Origin of the sequence: Pseudomonas palmensis (genome assembly GCF_049942755.1) — a bacterium.
Taxonomy (GTDB): Bacteria; Pseudomonadota; Gammaproteobacteria; order Pseudomonadales; family Pseudomonadaceae; genus Aquipseudomonas; species Aquipseudomonas palmensis.
Genome location: NZ_CP187958.1, coordinates 5,231,510 through 5,248,505, shown reverse-complemented (window position 1 = coordinate 5,248,505; position 16,996 = coordinate 5,231,510). Strand labels below are relative to the sequence as shown.

Below are 16,996 nucleotides of genomic sequence, written 5' to 3'. Positions count from 1 at the left end.
CAGTGACACGACTCAAAGACAGGGCCTATTGGCTCGACAAGGCAGCAACGTTGCCGCTGGAGGGCAGGGCATTCATCGACGGGCGCTATGTGGACGCGCAAGACGGGGCGACCTTCTGCACCCGCAGCCCGGTTGACGACGCCGTGCTCGCGGCGGTGGCCCAGTGCGCGAAGGCCGATGTGGACCTGGCCGTGGCTGCTGCGCGGCGCAGCTTCGAGGCCGGCGTGTGGAGCGAGCTGGCGGCCCGCGAGCGCAAGGCGGTGCTGCTGAGGTGGGCCGCACTGCTCGAGGCGCATACCGACGAGCTGGCGCTGCTGGAGACCCTGGACAGCGGCAAGCCGATTGCCGATACCATCGGTGCCGACCTGCCGGGCACGATCTACTGCCTGCGCTGGTTTGCCGAACTGATCGACAAGGTGCACGGCGAGGTGCCGGCCACCGACCCGCAATTCTTCGGCACCGTGACCCAGCAGCCGCTGGGCGTGGTGGCGGCGGTGGTGCCCTGGAACTACCCGCTGCTGATGGCCGCCTGGAAGTTCGCCCCGGCCCTGGCAGCCGGCAACAGCGTGCTGCTCAAGCCGTCGGAGAAAACCCCGTTGAGCGCCTTGCGCATCGCCGCCCTGGCGATGGAAGCGGGTGTGCCGGCGGGGGTATTCAACGTGCTCCCCGGTGATGGCGCGGTGGGACGCGAGCTGAGCCTGCATGGCGACGTCGACTGTATCGCCTTCACCGGCTCCGGCGCGGTGGGGCGGCAGATCGCGCAGAACGCCGCCGCCTCCAATCTCAAGCGTGTATGGCTGGAGCTGGGCGGCAAGTCGGCCAACATCGTCATGGCCGATTGCGCGGATCTCACCCAGGCCGCGCAGTCGGCAGCGGCGGCGATCTTCGCCAACATGGGCCAGGTGTGCAGCGCCGGGTCGCGTCTGCTGGTGCAGCGCTCGGTGATCGAGCCGCTGTTGCGCGAACTGCTCGTGGCCACCGACAGCTACTACCCGGGGCACCCCCTGGACCCGGCCAGCGTCACGGGTGCGATCATCGACGCGGTGCAGTTCGAGCGCGTCCAGCGCTACATCGAAACAGGCCGGCACGAGGCGCAGTTGCTCAAGGGCGGCCAGGCGCTCTCGCCGGTGGGGGCAGGCGCCTACCTGGAGCCGACGATCTTCCTTGCCCCGGACGCAACGGCGCGTATCGCCAACGAGGAAATCTTCGGCCCGGTGCTGGTGGTGATTCCCTTCGACACCCTCGATGAGGCCATCGCCATCGCCAACCAGACCGAGTTCGGCCTGGCGGCGGCGGTGTGGTCATCCGACCTTGGGACCATTCACCGCGCCACCCGCCAGCTCAGGGCCGGCACGGTGTGGGTCAACTGCTATGACGAACTGGTGGACATGAACTTCCCGTTTGGCGGGTTCAAGGAGTCCGGCAATGGCCGGGACAATTCGGCCCATGCGCTGGGCAAGTACACCGAATTGAAATCCACCATCCTGCGCTGCCGTTGAGGTCAACCCCATGCAAAACACGCTTTCAGCCTTGAACCCGCAACAATGGACCGTGCCACTGCCCATCGAGTACGGCCCGGGTGCGCGTCATCACCTGGCCAGGCTGTGCCGGGACTTCAACATCAGCCGACCGATCATCATCACCGACCAGGGCTCGCTGCGCCTGCCCTTCGTGGATGAACTGCAGCGCAGCCTGACCGAGGCGGGGCTTGCCTGCGGCCTGTACGGCGGCATCGAGCCCAACCCCACCGACCAGTCGGTACTGGCCGGTGCCGCAGCCTATCGGGCCTGGGGCGCCGACGGCATCATCGCGCTGGGGGGCGGCAGTGGCCTGGACGGCGGCAAGGCGGTGGCCCTGGTCGCCCGTCAGCAGCGCAGCGAGCTGTGGGCCTTCGACTTCGACAAGCCGGTGCCGGCAGGTTTCAGTGCGGCGGACTTTGCGCCGGTGATCGCGATTCCCACCACCGCCGGCACCGGCGCCGAAACCGAGAGCACCGCGATGCTCACCGACACCGGGCGCGGCATCAAGGGCTGCGTGTGGCACCCACGGGCGCGCCCGGCGGCGGTGATCCTGGACCCGGAGCTGACCCAGAGCCTGCCGGCCAACCTGACCGCATGGACCGGGTGCGATGCGATCATCCATGCCCTGGAAGCCTACTTCGTGCCCAGCTTCAACCCGCTCAGCGATGGCGCCGCGTTGCAGGCATTGACGCTGCTGTGGGGCTCGATCGACACCGCCGTCGAACGCGGTCACGACCTGGAGGCGCGGGGCAACATGCTGATCGGCTCGTGCCTGGCCGGCGTGGCGTTTCTCAAGGGCCTGGGGCTGGTGCACGCACTGAGCCATATGGTGGGCGCCACCTACAACACCCACCATGGGTTGACCAACGCGGTCATCCTGCCGGTGGTGCTGCGCTACAACCAGGCGCAGATCACCCCGCGCCTGATGCCGGTGGCGCAGGCCCTGGGCTTGCCGGACGCCGAGTTCGAGACCTTCTACAACGCCGTGTGCGCCTTGCTCGACCGCCTGGAGATTCCCAGGTCGCTGGCCGAGCTCGGGGTCCGCCAGGCCGATGTCGGCGCCGTGGCACGCAAGGCCATGGGCGACCCGGCGCGGCTGACCAACCCGCGCGACAGCACCCAGGCGCAACTGGAGGCGCTGTTGACCCAGGCGATCAACCACGCCCGCGATTGATGAACTCGCTGTTTTCCGCTTAGCCGTGCAACCAGACCAATAAAAAAAGGTGCAACTGCCATGTCTGCCTCCCACTCGGCGTCCAAGGGACGCCTGAACCTTGAAACACGCTCCATCGATTACGTCCCGCTCGCAGAGCGCCACGGCAAGGCGTGGCACCTGTGGCCCATCTGGTTCTGCGGGGAAGCGCACCTGACCACCCTGGCGGTGGGCATCATCGGGGTCGGCATGGGCGCCAACCTGTTCTGGTCGGCGGTGGCGATCTTCCTGGGCTGCGCCTTCGGCACGCTGTTCATGGCCGGCCATTCCACCCAGGGCCCGCAGATGGGCCTGCCGCAACTGATCCAGTCGCGCCCGCAATTCGGCTACCTGGGCGCGTTGCTGGTGTATGTGGTGGCCATCGCCACCTACGTGGGCTACAACGCCTTCAACCAGTTGCTGGTGGGCCAGACGCTGCACGAACTGTTCGACGTTCCTGAAAACGGCTCGGCCATCGCCTTCTCGCTGCTGGCGATCGTCATGGCGATTGCCGGCTACAACACCTTCCACAAGGTGCAGCGGCTGCTGGCGTTCGTGCTGATCGCGGTGATGCTGGTGTTCACCGTGGGGCTGTTCTTCTTCGTCAAGCTGCCAGCCGATCAGCTGAGCGTCTCGGACTTCAAGGCAACGCCGTTCCTGGCGCAGTTCTTCGTGGCCGCCGCGTATCAACTGAGCTGGGCGATCTACGTGTCGGACTACTCGCGCTACCTGCCGGCCAACGTCAGCGTGCGCTCGTCGTTCTGGTGGACCTACATGGGCGCGATGATCGGCGGGGTGTGGATGATGCTGATCGGCGCCTTGGCCGCGGCACTGAGCCCGGGGCAGAACCTGGCCAAGGGCCTGGTGATGCTGGGCAACACACTGTTCGGCGGCTTCGGTGAATGCCTGCTGATCCTGGCGGTGCTGAGCCTGGTGACCAGCGCGGCGCAGAACTTCTACGGCGCCTCGATCACCTTGCTGAGTATCGCCGACACGGTGAAGACCCAGACCTCCACCTTGTTCAAGCGCATCGTCTCGATGCTGTTGGTGGGCGGTACCGCGATCGCCATCGCGATGACCGCCTCGGACAACTTCGTGAAGGACTTCGGCGACTTCCTGGCCATCCTGCTGTACCTGTTCACCCCGTGGACGGCGATCAACCTGGTGGACTTCTACAAGGTACGCCACGGCAAGTTCTCGATTACCGAGATCTTCAAGCCCAACGGGATCTACGGGCGCTGGAACTGGCGTGGCATCGGCGCCTACGTGGCAGGCTTCGTGGCCATGCTGCCGTTCTCCAGCACCGGGCTGTATACCGGCTACGTGACCACGCTGCTCGATGGCGCCGACATCAGCATGCTGGTGGGCCTGGTGGTGTCGGCGCTGGTCTACGGGTGGCTGTGCCGCACCCAGGACATCGCGGCGGAGCTGTCGCGCATCGATGAACTGGACAAGGACCTGGAGCGCGGCCTGAGCGCCAACTGAGCCTGTCGACGATTGCCCCGGCGTGCGCGACGCACGCCGGGGCAATCGCCATTTCCTGTCACTTGCCCGGGCAAAAGTTGCTAAATTGTCGCCTCGCTTGGCGACTGAGATGTAGCCGCTGTCCGGAGACCGGGGCCATGCCCCGCAGTGCACAGGTTGTTGACGTATGAGCAGTGAGCCCGAAGTAACCCAACCCAGGAAGCGTCGAACCCGCATCGACCCCGAGACGCGCCGCAAGGCCATCATCGAGGCGACGATGCAGTGCATCACCCGCTATGGCCACAGTGGCAGTACCCTGGAGCGCATCTGCGCGCAGGCCGGGGTGTCCATCGGGCTGATCGGCCATCACTTTTCCAGCAAGGAAGAGCTGATGCTGTCGACCTACCAGGAACTCACCGACCAGCTGCGCGAAGAAACCCGCAAGTACCTGGCGGTGCAGGGCGGCACGCCCGAGGACCGTCTGCTGGCGATCATCCGCTCCTCGTTTCGCGGGCAGATCTTCAACGAGTTCATCCTCACCACCTGGCTGGGGTTCTGGGGGGCGGCGGTATCGTCGGAGCAGCTGCGAGCCTTGAACAAGAAGCTCTATGCCGACTATCGCAAGGAACTGGAGTCGGTGTTCAAGGCCATCGGCAAGGCACAGGGCACGCAGATAGACGCCAAAAGCGCGGCGTTGACCATCACCGCGCTGATCGACGGCTTCTGGCTGGAATGGGCGCTCGACCACAAGGCCTTCAGTTCGAAGAAGGCCGAGAAGTGCTGCATTGTCACGGCGCAGATGTTCGTCAAGGGCGCCGAACCGCTGCAGCCTTGAACGGCTAGGCGAGAAACTCCGGCTCGGCGGGGGGCGCCTGCGGGGTGTCCTCGCGGATGCTGATGTACAGCGCCGCACCGCACACGCCCACCAGCCCCACGCTGGCGATCACGATCTCGCCCAGCAGCATTCCCACGATCAGCAACAGCAGGCTAAGCCGGCAGAACAGGGTCATGGCTGTCTCCTTGGCAGTTGGATTGTTGTGCGGCCTACCTTATACGTTCGCCATGGCTGCATGCAGCACCGGCGCGTTGCCATGGCATTGCTTCCCTGTGCTTTGGCCGAATTACCACCTGCGCCCAGGCCGGCCGAGGGCTACTTCGGGGTTGATGGGCAAGACGTGGCCGGGGCGCTAGCCGTGACCGGGCAGTGGCTCAGAAACGCCTGCAGACCTTGCTGATAGTCCTGCGCCGGCATCAGCTCGCTGTGCCTGGCAATCAGGCAGGCCATGCCCTTGGCGCGCATGTCTGCGCTCGCCACGTGGTAGAAATCCGGCGTTTCCAGCAGGTGTACGACTTGCTCCCAGGCCAGGACCGTCTTGCCGCCCCGGGCCTTGTCCAGCGTGAAGCCCTGATCATCGAAGCTCAGCTTGTACGTGTCCTGGGCCGATTTCAGGGGTGCCCGAAGCCTGGCCTCGATCAGGCGCTGGTTGAGCCCGCGTACCGGTGCCCGGGGCTTGGCGTGGTTGGCGGCGATCCGCGCTTGCAGGTGGCCGACCCAGCGCCCGGAAAAGCGCCACCACAGCGGGATGAACACCAGTGTGAACAGCAGCAGGGCGATGGCTTTCTCCGGGGTGATGCGTCGCTCCGGGAGATACACCGCCAGCAGGGCGCCGATCAGGCACAGGGCGAACATCAGCGGGCCGATCAGGCGGCTCTGCCACCTGGCGAAGGTGGCCAGGGCGCGGGCCTGTTGCGCGTCCTGCTTGAGCAGTTCCTGCTTCAGCGGTTCGGCGATCCAGGACTGGAGGTGGTCGGGGGTGATGCGGTAGTGCAGTTCCATGAGGGGGAATCCGAGGTCCGTCGGGGAGGGCGGCAGTCTACCGGCTTGCGCGCTGCAGGGGCGCAGCTCAGGCGGGAAACTGCGCCATGTGCCGCTCCACCCACGCGTACAGCTGCTCGTCGAGCTGCGTGCGCTGCTGGTTGAAGCGGGTTTGGCAGGCGTCGAAGAGCGGGTCATGCTGGATCCGTATGGCCAGCTCGACGTGGTGTTCATCGGCATGGGCCTGGCGCAGGTGCTGCTGGCGCTGATCGGCCTGCTCCAGTGTGTGCGCCAGGGCATCGAGCTGCAGGTGCCTGAGTTGGGCGATGGCCTGGGGCAGGTGAAAGTGCAGGGCACTGTCAAAGCCTTCCCATTGCTCGAAGGCCAGCCATTCGTGGATCACCATGAAGCAGCGCAGCGCCGGGGGCAGTTGATCCAGGCGCTCGAAATCCAGCCAGTACTGGCGGGGCAGCTGTCCGGCGGTTTCGATGGCCTGGGCGATCAGGTCCAGGGCGCGCGGCTTGTCCTGGTGATGGTGGCGCAGAATGCGCTGGGTCAGGGTGAAACGCGCTTCGTCCAGGGCGGTCAAGGCGCGGCTCAGGTCGTAGCCCGCACTGTGCAGGTACTGGCGGGCCTGGTGGTGTGGCAGACCGGATTTTTCCATCAGCACCTGCAGCAGTTCGGCCTTGTACAGCTCGGCGGCCTGCTGCGGGTTGCCGGCGCAGCGTTGCAGCAGGGCCCGGGCGTGGCGCAGGCCGATGGGCAGGGCGCGGCGCAGTTGCGCAAGGGCCTGGGTGAGTGTCGGGTCCATTGACGGAGGTGCCTCGGTGTCTGCTGGGGAGCGGGTGTGCAAGAATGCCGGCTCATGACTGATGGACACAACCAGAGGCGCAACAACAATGAACCGTCCGCTTTTCGTTTCTCTGGATGGCCCCAAGGGAACCGGCAAGACCACGCTGCTGGAAGCCGTGACCCAGGCACTGCGGGCGGACGGCAGAAAGGTGGTCCGGCTGTCCGAGAAAAACAGCGACCCCGGCCGGGGCGAGACGATGGCGCTCGTCAACGCACTGGTCAGAAACCCCAGCCGGTCGCTGGAGTGGGCGGTTTGCGAACGCCTTGCCGACAGCCGGGCCTGGATTTCCCGGCAGGTGCTGACCAGGCAGCCGCCCAACAGCATCATCCTGATCGACCGCTGGTATCCATCGGATGCGGCGTTTCGCCGGATAGTGCCGTTTGCCGAGATTCTGCGGTTGAACCTCGAGCGCGAGGTGAGTGTGCCGGACCTGCACGTAGGGGTGGTTACCAGCCCGCAGATTTCGTGGGCGAGGGCGGCGGCCAGAACGCGAGGGCTGCGCAGTACCGTTATGTTCAGCCTGGAGGAGCAGGTTGCTGCCACGCAGGCATTCGAGCAGGCGGTTGCGGATAACAGGTGGGTGCTGTGCCGTAATGAAGGCACGGTTGAGGAGGCGGTGAGGCAACTGGTTTGCGAGATCCATGCTGCCAGTCAAAGGATTCACAAGGCGATCGGTTGATCGTCCCATACCCAGAATGTGCCGTTCAGCACCATCCGATTTTCCAGCGCTGGCTATCCCTGAGTTCCTGCCAGTCGAGCAGTTGTTTTCGCCCGCTGTGCACGGCCTGCAGTTCGATCTGCAGGGGTGTGCCGTGCTCATCGCAAATCAACTCGGTGACCAGGAAGTGCTTTTCACGGTTGACCGGCTGGCAGGCGGTCCACTTTGACAGCCCAAGCTTTCGTGGATTGAAACGGTTCATGCGTCCTCCGGCAGTTTCGAGCAGATTGCGAGTTGCCCAAGAGGCTGTCGACTGCTGAAGCAGTGCCTCTCGACCCAAGGTGAACGCTCGATCAACGCGTTCGGGGTCTCGGGACGCTCCACTGTAGCCTCTTTCAACCAGGCTCGCAGTGTGGCGCGGGCTTGGGGGCGGCCTGGCCGTTGACCGCATCGGGCATCGGCGGGTGATCCTGCACGGCCTGCATCAGGTCTTCTGTCAGGCGCAACTCGGCACCGGTAGGCGAAAAGGTTGCCGAGGCCGTGAACGGCGCAGGATTGACCGGTACCGGGCGCTTGCCGCGACGCCAGACGAAAAACGTCACCATGCTCAGGTTGACCACCGCGAAGGCCCAGAACAGCCCGTTTTCGCCCAGCGATGTCATGACCGGCGAGATCATCAGCGGGCTCATGGCAGAGCCCAGCGAGTTGATCAGCAGCAGGCCCTGAATCATGGGTACCAGCGCCTCGGGCGACGCGCGGTCTGCTGCATGGCTGACCGCTACCGGGTAGAGCGCGAACACGCCGCCGCCCAGCAGGAACAGCAGTGCGGCCAGCAGCGTCGCGGACAGCGGCAGCAGTACCACGGCCAGCGAAAGCACGCTGCATACCGCCGCAAGCACGGTCAGTACTTCCAGGCGGTCCCTGCGGTCGGACCAGCGCCCTACGGGATACTGCAGCAGCATTGCCCCGAGAATCGTCCAGGCCATCAGGCTGCCGACTTCGCCGATATCGTGGCCGATACGCTGCAGGTACAGCGGAAGCAACGAATACACGGCGGCAATGGCCACCCCTGAGCCAAAGCAACCCACCAAACCGGTAGGCGTCACCCCCAGCAGCTGTCGTGGTTTGAGCGGCTCGACCTGGTCGAGCAGCGGCGACACCCGCGGCAGGATCACGATCGGCAGCACCGACAAGGACGCGAGCAAGCCGGCGACCATGAATGGCGCCGTGTCGCCCCAACCGGTGATCTCGCCCAGGGTTGCCTGGCCCAGCACGCCAGCGCCGTACAGGGCGATCATGTAGAGCGCTAGCAGGCGCCCGCGGATCTTTGCGTCACCGGCCAGCAGCAGCCAGCTTTCAATGACCAGAAACACGCCGACGGTGGCCCAGCCGTTGATCAGGCGCAGCACGAACCAGCCCCAGGTGTCATAGAACATGCCCTGCAGCAGGATGGTGACGCCAATCAGCGAGGCGAAGCTGCTGTAGGCACGGATATGGCCGATCCGCAGGATCAGCCGGTCGTTGAACAGGGCGCCTAGCGTAAGGCCGATGAAGTAGGCCGAGGCGACGATACCGATCATCGTGGCCGATTCCCCGGCTTCGCCCAGGCGCAATGTGGTCAAGGACGACAAGGCACCATTGCCCAGGGCGATGATGAACAGGCCCAGCAGGGGCGCCAGCGCCATGGCCAGCAAACGCGGAGACATAAAAACCTCGAGTGACCTGCTGCACGGCGCCTTCGGGCAGTACGCGCGATGTATCGAACGGCAGGAAAGGGCCAGCCAGGGCAGGGCGATGCCGCCTGCAGACTGTAGAAAAGGAGGCGAGATTTTAAGCATTGCGCGGCATTTGCCAAGTCACTTTGCTGCGACGTTCGGACGCAGGCGGTGCGGGGGGGAGGAAAGTGCGCAAACTGTTCGCCATTCTGGCGTTATGTCTTAAGATGGCCGGTTGCCGAAAGAACCGTCATGGCAATCGCCATGAAGGGCTTTCATCCTTTGCATATCAAGTGTGGTGAAGATGAACAGGCCTTTCATTTCGCTGTGCCCTGAAATTACCCGGGCACATGCGCTGACGTTGATGGACTGGTTGGAAGACGAACGTGTTACCTGCTATCTGAGTGATTCGCGTGATGTTTCTCGCTCCATCGAACAAGCCATCGATCGGACTCAATTGCCGATCCTGACCCATCTATTCAATCGGGGCGGCCGATTCTTCATGGCCTATGACCGGCATGACGCCCCCGTCGGCTTTGTCCGCCTCGTCAAGACTGGCTCCAACTGCGAGATCGTCCTGGTCATCGGAGACAGCGACAAGTGGGGCCGAAACCTTGGCGCCCGTACGATTCGCGAAGGCATGAAACTGGCCTTCCTCGACATGCGGGCCAAGAAGCTCATCGCCAAGATCCACCCGGACAACACGCGCTCGCTGAAAGCCTTTGTACGCAGCGGCTTTGTGCTGGAGAGCGAAACCCCGACATTGAAGTCATTTGCCATGACGATGGGGCGCTACCTCACGTTCTTGCGCGAAGGTGCAGTGGGCGACTCCACCGGGATCTACATCACAGAAATCGACAAGGCCAGGCTCGAGGGCCTGATCGCGCTAGAGGAAGGCCCGACCGTGGTGGAACTCGAGCATGAGCTCGAGCGAGCCATCGTCGTAAAGCCGCAGCAGGTGGCGCGCAATGTCGTCACGATGAACTCCAGGGCCTTGTTGCAGCTGGACGACGAGGAGATCGAAGTGGCGTTGGTCTACCCCGAAGACGCGGACAGCAGCACCGGCAAGCATTCGGTGTGTTCCGACATCGGCGCCGCCATCCTCGGCTATCAGGAGGGGGACGCCATCGACTGGCGAATAGCTGATCGAACCCGCCGGATCGAGATCCGGAAAGTGCTCTATCAGCCCGAGGCTGCGGGGCATTTCCACCTGTAGTTGCACTTTCAGTGGATGGTGGCGATACAGTGGCTATGCTTGGCGTTTCGCAACCCGGCTCCACGAGCCACCTGATGCTCGATTCCAAGGACGGACCATGCACGCTGAAAGGGATAGCACAAACATAACCGGTGTGATTCGAGCCTACGGCGCAAGGTCTCTTGAGACCGAGCCTGCCTGGGCTGCGTTGAATGACACTGGCGGTGCGAGCGCCGCGATTGACGATGACGGGAATGAGGCTGCTGAAAGTACCGACAAGGACGCTTTCGGTCGCGCCATGAAGATGAAGGCTGCCCTTGACCCGTTCAGAGGCTTTGCGTGAGTGCGCAAGTCTGGATGGCGAAATATGGTGCCCTGCGCACCACGCCAGAAGCTGCAGGCAATGGCTGCGCGCAGCAGACCGTATCGGTGCTGCTGGAGGAGGGCTGTACCCTGTGCGATCAGGGCGAGTTCGATGCCGCACAGGCATGCTTTCGTTCCGTTGTGCAGCAGTGTCCTGACTGGGCTGTTGGCCATAACAACCTGGGTTGGGCCTTGCAGCAATCGGGGCGCAATGAGGACGCAATTTCGAGCTACAAGGCTGCGATCAGCCTGCAGCCTGCCTTCGACCTGGCCAGGGCCAACCTGGCCTTTTTGCTGGCCACGCTGTATGGCCACATGGGCCAGCACGATTCGGCCCGTGGCATGTGGGAGGTCCTCGGCGAACTGTACCCGCGCGATCCAGAGATCCTGGAGCAACTCGTCAGCACTTCATTGCGTACTCACGACCTTGACGCTGCGGGCCTGTGGGCTGCGCATTATGCCTCTGTAGTTCGTGGTGACGAGCGCAGCCTGTCTCAACCCGGTGCCTGCGAAGGGCGTGGCGCTGTACCGAGGGCTTCGCGGGCCAAGCTGGCCCACGACCTGGAGCAGTTACGCTATTTGCGAGACCACCAGCTGATTGGTCCGCGTCTTGAGGCGGAGATTGCTAGCTATGAGGCAGCTCTCCAACCATTCGAACAGCCCAACAGTTTGGCAACACCCCCGGCCAACGTCGCTGCGCTGCCCCCGAGCTACGGGCGTAATGTGCACCAGTTGCAGGCTCCGCGACTGCAAGAGGGGGCCTTGAAGATGAGCCAGGCGCTGCTGCGAGCTGAACGCGATTACCTGGAGAGCCCCCTGGGCCTGGTCGTGATCGACGACTTCCTGTCTGCTGATGCACTGGCGCTTGTGCAGGCGTTCTGTTTGCAGTCCACCATCTGGCATACCGACCGATATGCTCATGGTCGGCTCGGCGCGTTCTTCAGGGAGGGTTTCAATTGCCCACTTCTGCTGCAGGTTGCCGATGAGATTCGGCGTTGCTTCCCCCAGCTTATCGGCAAGCATCACCCATTGCTTCAGATGTGGGGGTTCAAGTACCAGCATGACCAGCCTGCGACACACCCCCATGCAGACTTTGCCGCTGTGAACGTGAACTTCTGGATCACGCCGAACGAGGCAAACCTTGACCGCGACTCGGGAGGGCTTGTGGTCTACGACGTCGAGGCGCCCTTTGACTGGGATTTCGAAACCTACAATCGCCAAGGTGATCGAATTGCCGCCTTTCTGAAGGAGGCTGGAGCCCGGCGCACAGTCATCCCTTACAGGTGCAATCGCGCTGTGATTTTCAACTCAGATCTGTTCCATGCCACCGCGCCACTGGCTTTCCGGCCGGGCTACCTCAATCAACGGGTCAATGTGACGCTGCTCTTCGGGGAGCGTGGCAGCGCGCCGGGGCAATGAGGCTGCCAGCCCGGTGAGGTAGCCACCGGGCTGGCAGCATCGGCTATTCGCCTTGCGTGCGGATGTCTACCTGCATGCTACCGACGTTGTCCGTCAGGCCCGCACCATAAATCCCGTTGAGGTCATCGTTGATGCACAGTTGCAAGGCCCCCGACTGTCCTGCCGGCACCTTGACCTGAGGCCCAACCAGAAACGGTGCGTTGTCGCCAATGCGGCCGATCAGGGCCCCCTCGAACTGGCCTGGCAGGGTATAGCCTTGCTTGGCGCGATAGTTCGTGTTGCCGGCCGGGCCTGTTTTCCCTGTTGCCGGGTTGGAAGTCCAGGAGCCTTGCGCTGCAATCAGGGTGACCTGGCGGCCAGTCACTGTCAGGCCGCTTTGCTGCCAGGCTTGATTGGCCTGAATGGTCACGGTAACCGGATACAGGATGTTCACTGCATCACTGACGCTGGAGGCGTCGAAACCCGCTTTGCCAAGGGCTTCATTCATCTCGGTGGCCGGTGTGGCTGGCAGCACTTTCGGGTTGAGAATGGTTTTCCCGACGTCAAGCGCAGTCAGGTCCGGATAGGTGGTGTGCAGGATGATTGCGAGTTGGGTCGCGGTCAGGGGCGAGAAAACCTCGATCACGGCTTCGGCCACTGCGGTGTTGTCGGTGGTAGCCCCTCGGGCATGTGACTGGAGCTGGGCCAGTGCCTCTTTGACCGCCTCAAGGGGGCTCAGCCCTTGTTGCTTAAGAGACTGCAGGATGCTGATCAGGGTTTCGGTGCTCATGCTGTTTACCTCTCGTAGTCGCTGTTTGTAATGGGGTGAATGACGCAGTTGAACGGTGGATCTTCTTGCTCGGCATGGCGGCGTCACTGATAAGCGAGCACCAGCGCAGTTGATAGTTCCACAGGCGAGATGGCGGGGTACGCCACCTTGAGGCCTGTCGCTGTGTCCGTTGCGGGGTAACCTGCCTTTGCCATGGCGCGCGCCATCTCTGATACGCCAAGCTGTGGGAATGCCTTCAACAGATTGACTGCGCACAGCTCACCAGGCACGCCCTGGCCACGCTGGGAGGCGGCAAACTGCAACGGATCGGGATACGCCAGGGCGAGTACGGTCGCCAGCTCAAGGGGTGGGGTATCAGGCCACACAGCAAGCAGGCCATTGCTGGTCTCAATGGCGGGGTAGCCGCCTTGCGCCATGGCGATGGCCAAAGTGTCCGGTGTCAGGTTCGGGAATGCCGCTATCAACTGTGTACCGCACGCGTTCCCCTCGATAGTGAGGGCATGCAGCGCGGTGGCCATTTCTGATGCGGTTGCATAGGGCGTAATCGTCACCTCGACGACGGCCGACGGCACGCCCGCTACGTAGTTCACCTGGTCAGCGCCAGGCAGCGCCCAGACCTGCACCTGGTAAACGGAAGGCGAATGCGAAGGGCAGGGTAGAGCGAAGTCTGCATGCTCGACGCCGCTTTCCTCCCGGGCGTGCAGCTCAATAACCAAAGGGGCAACCCCTTTCTTCTGCGCCAATGCCTGGTAGCGCAATGCACCGGCAACCGAACGCCAGCGCAATGCAACATTGCTGCCGATACTGCTGGCCTGGAAGTCCTGGGGCTGGCCTGGACGTACAAGCGTCAGCGGCTCGCTGTCTGGACTTGCTACGGATGCATGCCCACCCTTGGCCGTTACGCTGAAGCGATAATCCCCCGCTGGGGAAGCCTCTTCGAAAATGAATGCGTATGTCGCAGGTGGGAGCGACTGATCTGCGCCGGGCTCGATCTGGACCCTATCGGTCGCACTCCCGGGCAGGCGGGTAGAGAGCTCGTACGAGGAGGCCCCGGCAATCGGTGGCCAACTCAGCTGCACTCCATATGCTGGCGCCGGGACCGTGGTGTCTGCTTGAGCGCTGGGTTGGGCCGGCGCTGTCAGCCGGTTGAAGGGAGCCGCCGCCCAGCGGGTGGCCGATTGTTCATGAACACCCTGGACCTGGGCCGTGTAAGGGCCTGAAGGCCACTCTGGGCCAAACTCGAACTGGGTCTGCCGGGCCGCACCCGCCAGGTCCGGGTTGTTCAGCAGGATGGTCGCGGCACTGTCGAGCAATTGCGCGTGATAGCGCGCATTGCCCTGGCCACCCCCCCAGGTCAGAGTGACCACACGGTTGGTGATGGTGACTCGCGGATCAACAGGCGGGCTCTGTGTCGCGGTTCCTGTTCCTGTTCCTGTTCCTGTGCCGCCAGTGCCAGTCCCTGTGCCTGTGCCAGCAAAGAAATCTGCAACCGCGACTACGGCCCCGGCGACCAGGGCCCCAGCAGCGCCGGCCCCCGCCTCTGCGGCCGTGGCTGCGGCAAGGGTCTCTGCAGCTGTCGCAACAACAGCATCTGCTGCTACACCGTCGATCAAGGCCTGGCAGGCAAGAGTAGCGGCATAGGAGGCCGCGGCTTTTCCCGCGGTGAGGCCAATGACGGCAGCAATGGCCTCTCGGTTTTTCACCAGGGCTTTGACAAATGATTCAGCTGCTGCAGCCAGAGCACGTTCGATGTAGTTGCCCAACTCGGAAAAGCTGATCGAGTTGGGTAGGGGGATCGACACCAACCCTGGAAATGGAATCGCTACCGCGGTGAGGGAGGTCTGCGCGACGCAGAGCGTATAGGACCCATCGAGGACCAGCGTTACCCCCTCATCATTTTCCTGGGTACCAAACGAGACACTCACGCGGAATTTCGACTGTAGAAGCTTCTCGAAGGCGAACCCGACGAGTTTGCCGCACCCGGCGCTGCCCTGGTCGGAGAGTTTCTGCAGTGTCTTGATGAAATCGATGGCGTTGGTCAGATACTCGAAACTTGGCCAGTTCGTCACCTGGAAGCCACCGTCCTTGCTGTACCGAAGCCCCAGGGATGTGCCAGCGGGCAGGAACGGTGGGTAGTTCGATAGCGCCGTGAGCGTACCGTCGACCTGGGTGTTTCCCTTCGCGTTTCTGGTGGCTTTCACGCGGACGTCGACGCCAAATTGTTCCTGCATGAACCATAGGCTGCCAACGAAACCCATAGAGGATTTCTTCTCGACGGTAGACAGCTCGAACGCAGGCCCGCCGATGGGCTGTGAGGCGCGTGATGCCGCGATGGTCACGATGAAGAGGTCGATGGGCTTGCCCAGGCTGATATCGGCAGTGACGCCATCCTCGGCAATCTGGATCGTGCCGACCACTTCCAGGGTCTTGACGAGTGTCAGGTCGAACAGCGCCCTTATGTTGAACCCATTCTGGTAGTCGAGGCTGGCGCTAAGTTGACGATCGAGCAGGTCCCCCTCGGCAGGGCATGAGAATGTCTCCAGTCTTGCGAGTTGGCTTCCAGCGGCCGAGCGGTAATACAGCTCGCTGCCTGCCTTGAAGGTGATGTCGATGAGCGAGGTCGGCCACGGGGCCCCCGGGATGCATTGGTTGAACACATCACCGATCGACAGTGCCTTGTCGACTTTTATGCTGGCCACCTGGGGTTTGCCGTTGTGCAGGTAGATGTACCCGGTCAGCTGGGCTGAGCCGACTCTGACCGTACCCTGGACCTGGAATGTTCGTTGATCTTCGTTGTCGCCATAGCGAGCGAATATCCCGAACACCAGGCGCTGGAAGGTAATGCCACGCATCTGGTCGCCGAAGAGCCTGGTAACGCTTTGATCGGGTTCGGCACTTTTCAAGCAGGCTGAGAAGGTTCTGTTGACCTCGTCCGAGTTCAGTACCCCTTCGAACAGATACTGCTTCTCATCAAAAAGGGACACACGCAGCTTGCCTTTGACATTGAGCTGTCTGGCTTCCTTGAAGCGATATCGAACCTCGACCTCTTCAAAGCCGAACAGCTTGAACAAGCGGAAGCTCGGCAAGCTGGCCAAGTAGATCGCGTCACTCACCGCCTTGCCGGCGACAGTCCCTCTAGCCAGCACCGCGGAGAGTGAAAGTTTGTCACCGTCGCCAGAGGGCGAGGCGTACCCTATTTCAATCAGGCTGCCGAACAGCTTGATATCGTCGAGGCTTACCGTCAGCCAAAACCCCGCTGTGTTGGTCATCGGCTCGGTGGCCCTGGAGACACTGAGTGGAACCGGCGATTGCGGGAAAATCTTGTCCAAAGAGGTGTTCGGGGGGACCGCCCCGTTGCCGAAATGACTGAATGTGAAGAACCCGGCATCCATCACCCTCAGATATTCGGCCGGAAGCTCGATATCGAAGGCTTTGTTGAGTTCAGCGAGAACATTCCACCCCTGTGCATCCTCTGTTCCCAGGTCTGCATAGATCAGGCTGTACTGGCGTGACAGGTCCAGCTGGCACTTGCTTCGGGCGGCGATCTTGCGACCAAAAATCTCCGACCAGGCAAAGTGCGCCGTAACGCGGATATCCATGGGCGAGGGGCCCTCCCGCAGGCAGGTACATCAATGCGGTGGGGCATAGTGACATGCCCCACCGTGGAGGAGTCAGGCCTAGGCTTCGAATTTCCCGTCTTTGTATTTGCCTTCGGAGACTTCAACGTTGAGCGCCTGGACGACCTTGGCGTCACCACCAATGGCGTCGGAGATCAGGTCCATGGGGGGTGCAACTGCAACGTATACCTGGTCGGTAGCGCCGACAGCGACTTCGAGAAGTGTCTGCAGTACCGCGTCTGCGGCTTCGCCTTTGGAGGTGACAGTGAAGATGAACGGCTTATCGGCAGTCGGTGCGGAGTTGGGGATGTTGAGCGAAGCTTTGTAGGTCTTGTTGTCGATCAAAAACTCAGCATTTACTTTGGCACTGATACCCATTCTGAGAGCTCCTTGCTGCATGGACTGGGGGGGGGGG

Annotated in this window: 14 protein-coding genes and 1 pseudogene; 7 read left to right on the top strand and 8 right to left on the bottom strand. The window is 62.9% G+C overall.

Annotation, left to right across the window (positions count from 1 at the left end; all coding sequences use genetic code 11):
* The first annotated feature begins 2 nt into the window (after window positions 1-2).
* The 4 genes from ACPRTJ_RS24260 (at window position 3) to betI (ending at window position 5,011) form a co-directional block, all read left to right on the top strand.
* Window positions 3-1,499, top strand: a complete 1,497-nt coding sequence (locus ACPRTJ_RS24260; protein ID WP_236176252.1) for an aldehyde dehydrogenase family protein — start codon at window positions 3-5, stop codon at window positions 1,497-1,499.
* Window positions 1,500-1,509: 10 nt separating this feature from the next.
* Window positions 1,510-2,694, top strand: coding sequence for an iron-containing alcohol dehydrogenase (locus ACPRTJ_RS24255; protein WP_054914492.1), 1,185 nt, complete (start codon window positions 1,510-1,512; stop codon window positions 2,692-2,694).
* 60 nt (window positions 2,695-2,754) lie between these two features.
* Window positions 2,755-4,197, top strand: coding sequence for a purine-cytosine permease family protein (locus ACPRTJ_RS24250; RefSeq protein ID WP_043861246.1), 1,443 nt, complete (start codon window positions 2,755-2,757; stop codon window positions 4,195-4,197).
* Window positions 4,198-4,363: 166 nt separating this feature from the next.
* Window positions 4,364-5,011: a transcriptional regulator BetI gene (betI, locus tag ACPRTJ_RS24245; RefSeq protein WP_052504246.1), complete on the top strand. Its 648-nt coding sequence runs from the start codon at window positions 4,364-4,366 to the stop codon at window positions 5,009-5,011.
* A 4-nt stretch (window positions 5,012-5,015) separates the two neighbouring features.
* On the opposite strand, the gene ACPRTJ_RS24240 is transcribed toward betI, so the two are convergent.
* The 3 genes from ACPRTJ_RS24240 to ACPRTJ_RS24230 form a co-directional block, all read right to left on the bottom strand.
* Window positions 5,016-5,186 carry a hypothetical protein gene (locus tag ACPRTJ_RS24240; protein WP_173925048.1) on the bottom strand — a complete coding sequence of 57 codons (171 nt, stop codon included), beginning with the start codon at window positions 5,184-5,186 and terminating at the stop codon, window positions 5,016-5,018.
* Window positions 5,187-5,326: 140 nt separating this feature from the next.
* Window positions 5,327-6,013, bottom strand: a complete 687-nt coding sequence (locus ACPRTJ_RS24235; protein ID WP_054914493.1) for a hypothetical protein — start codon at window positions 6,011-6,013, stop codon at window positions 5,327-5,329.
* A gap of 67 nt (window positions 6,014-6,080) precedes the next feature.
* A complete protein-coding gene (locus ACPRTJ_RS24230; RefSeq protein WP_078480947.1) occupies window positions 6,081-6,803 on the bottom strand; it encodes a hypothetical protein in 723 nt (240 codons plus the stop codon).
* Window positions 6,804-6,891: 88 nt separating this feature from the next.
* On the opposite strand from ACPRTJ_RS24230, the gene ACPRTJ_RS24225 reads away from it, so the two are divergent.
* A complete protein-coding gene (locus ACPRTJ_RS24225) occupies window positions 6,892-7,524 on the top strand; it encodes a dTMP kinase (RefSeq protein WP_426427408.1) in 633 nt (210 codons plus the stop codon).
* Between the two features lie 25 nt (window positions 7,525-7,549).
* Here ACPRTJ_RS24225 and ACPRTJ_RS24220 read toward each other — a convergent pair whose 3' ends face one another.
* Together ACPRTJ_RS24220 and ACPRTJ_RS24215 are read right to left on the bottom strand one after the other, a co-directional pair.
* Window positions 7,550-7,765 carry a TIGR02450 family Trp-rich protein gene (locus ACPRTJ_RS24220; protein WP_054914496.1) on the bottom strand — a complete coding sequence of 72 codons (216 nt, stop codon included), beginning with the start codon at window positions 7,763-7,765 and terminating at the stop codon, window positions 7,550-7,552.
* Window positions 7,766-7,898: 133 nt separating this feature from the next.
* Window positions 7,899-9,209, bottom strand: coding sequence for an MFS transporter (locus tag ACPRTJ_RS24215; RefSeq protein WP_426427407.1), 1,311 nt, complete (start codon window positions 9,207-9,209; stop codon window positions 7,899-7,901).
* A gap of 261 nt (window positions 9,210-9,470) precedes the next feature.
* Here ACPRTJ_RS24215 and ACPRTJ_RS24210 point away from each other — a divergent pair.
* Both ACPRTJ_RS24210 and ACPRTJ_RS24205 read left to right on the top strand, forming a co-directional pair.
* A pseudogene (locus ACPRTJ_RS24210) lies at window positions 9,471-10,434 on the top strand (GNAT family N-acetyltransferase).
* 318 nt (window positions 10,435-10,752) lie between these two features.
* Window positions 10,753-12,195: a tetratricopeptide repeat protein gene (locus ACPRTJ_RS24205; protein WP_426427406.1), complete on the top strand. Its 1,443-nt coding sequence runs from the start codon at window positions 10,753-10,755 to the stop codon at window positions 12,193-12,195.
* A gap of 43 nt (window positions 12,196-12,238) precedes the next feature.
* Here the strand turns inward: ACPRTJ_RS24205 and ACPRTJ_RS24200 are convergent, their stop codons facing one another.
* From ACPRTJ_RS24200 to ACPRTJ_RS24190, 3 genes are all read right to left on the bottom strand, one after another.
* Window positions 12,239-12,964, bottom strand: a complete 726-nt coding sequence (locus ACPRTJ_RS24200; RefSeq protein ID WP_426427405.1) for a hypothetical protein — start codon at window positions 12,962-12,964, stop codon at window positions 12,239-12,241.
* 83 nt (window positions 12,965-13,047) lie between these two features.
* On the bottom strand, window positions 13,048-16,563 hold the full coding sequence (locus ACPRTJ_RS24195; RefSeq protein ID WP_426427404.1) for a hypothetical protein: 3,516 nt from the start codon (window positions 16,561-16,563) through the stop codon (window positions 13,048-13,050).
* A gap of 78 nt (window positions 16,564-16,641) precedes the next feature.
* A complete protein-coding gene (locus tag ACPRTJ_RS24190; protein ID WP_043861263.1) occupies window positions 16,642-16,959 on the bottom strand; it encodes a hypothetical protein in 318 nt (105 codons plus the stop codon).
* Between the last annotated feature and the right edge of the window lie 37 nt (window positions 16,960-16,996).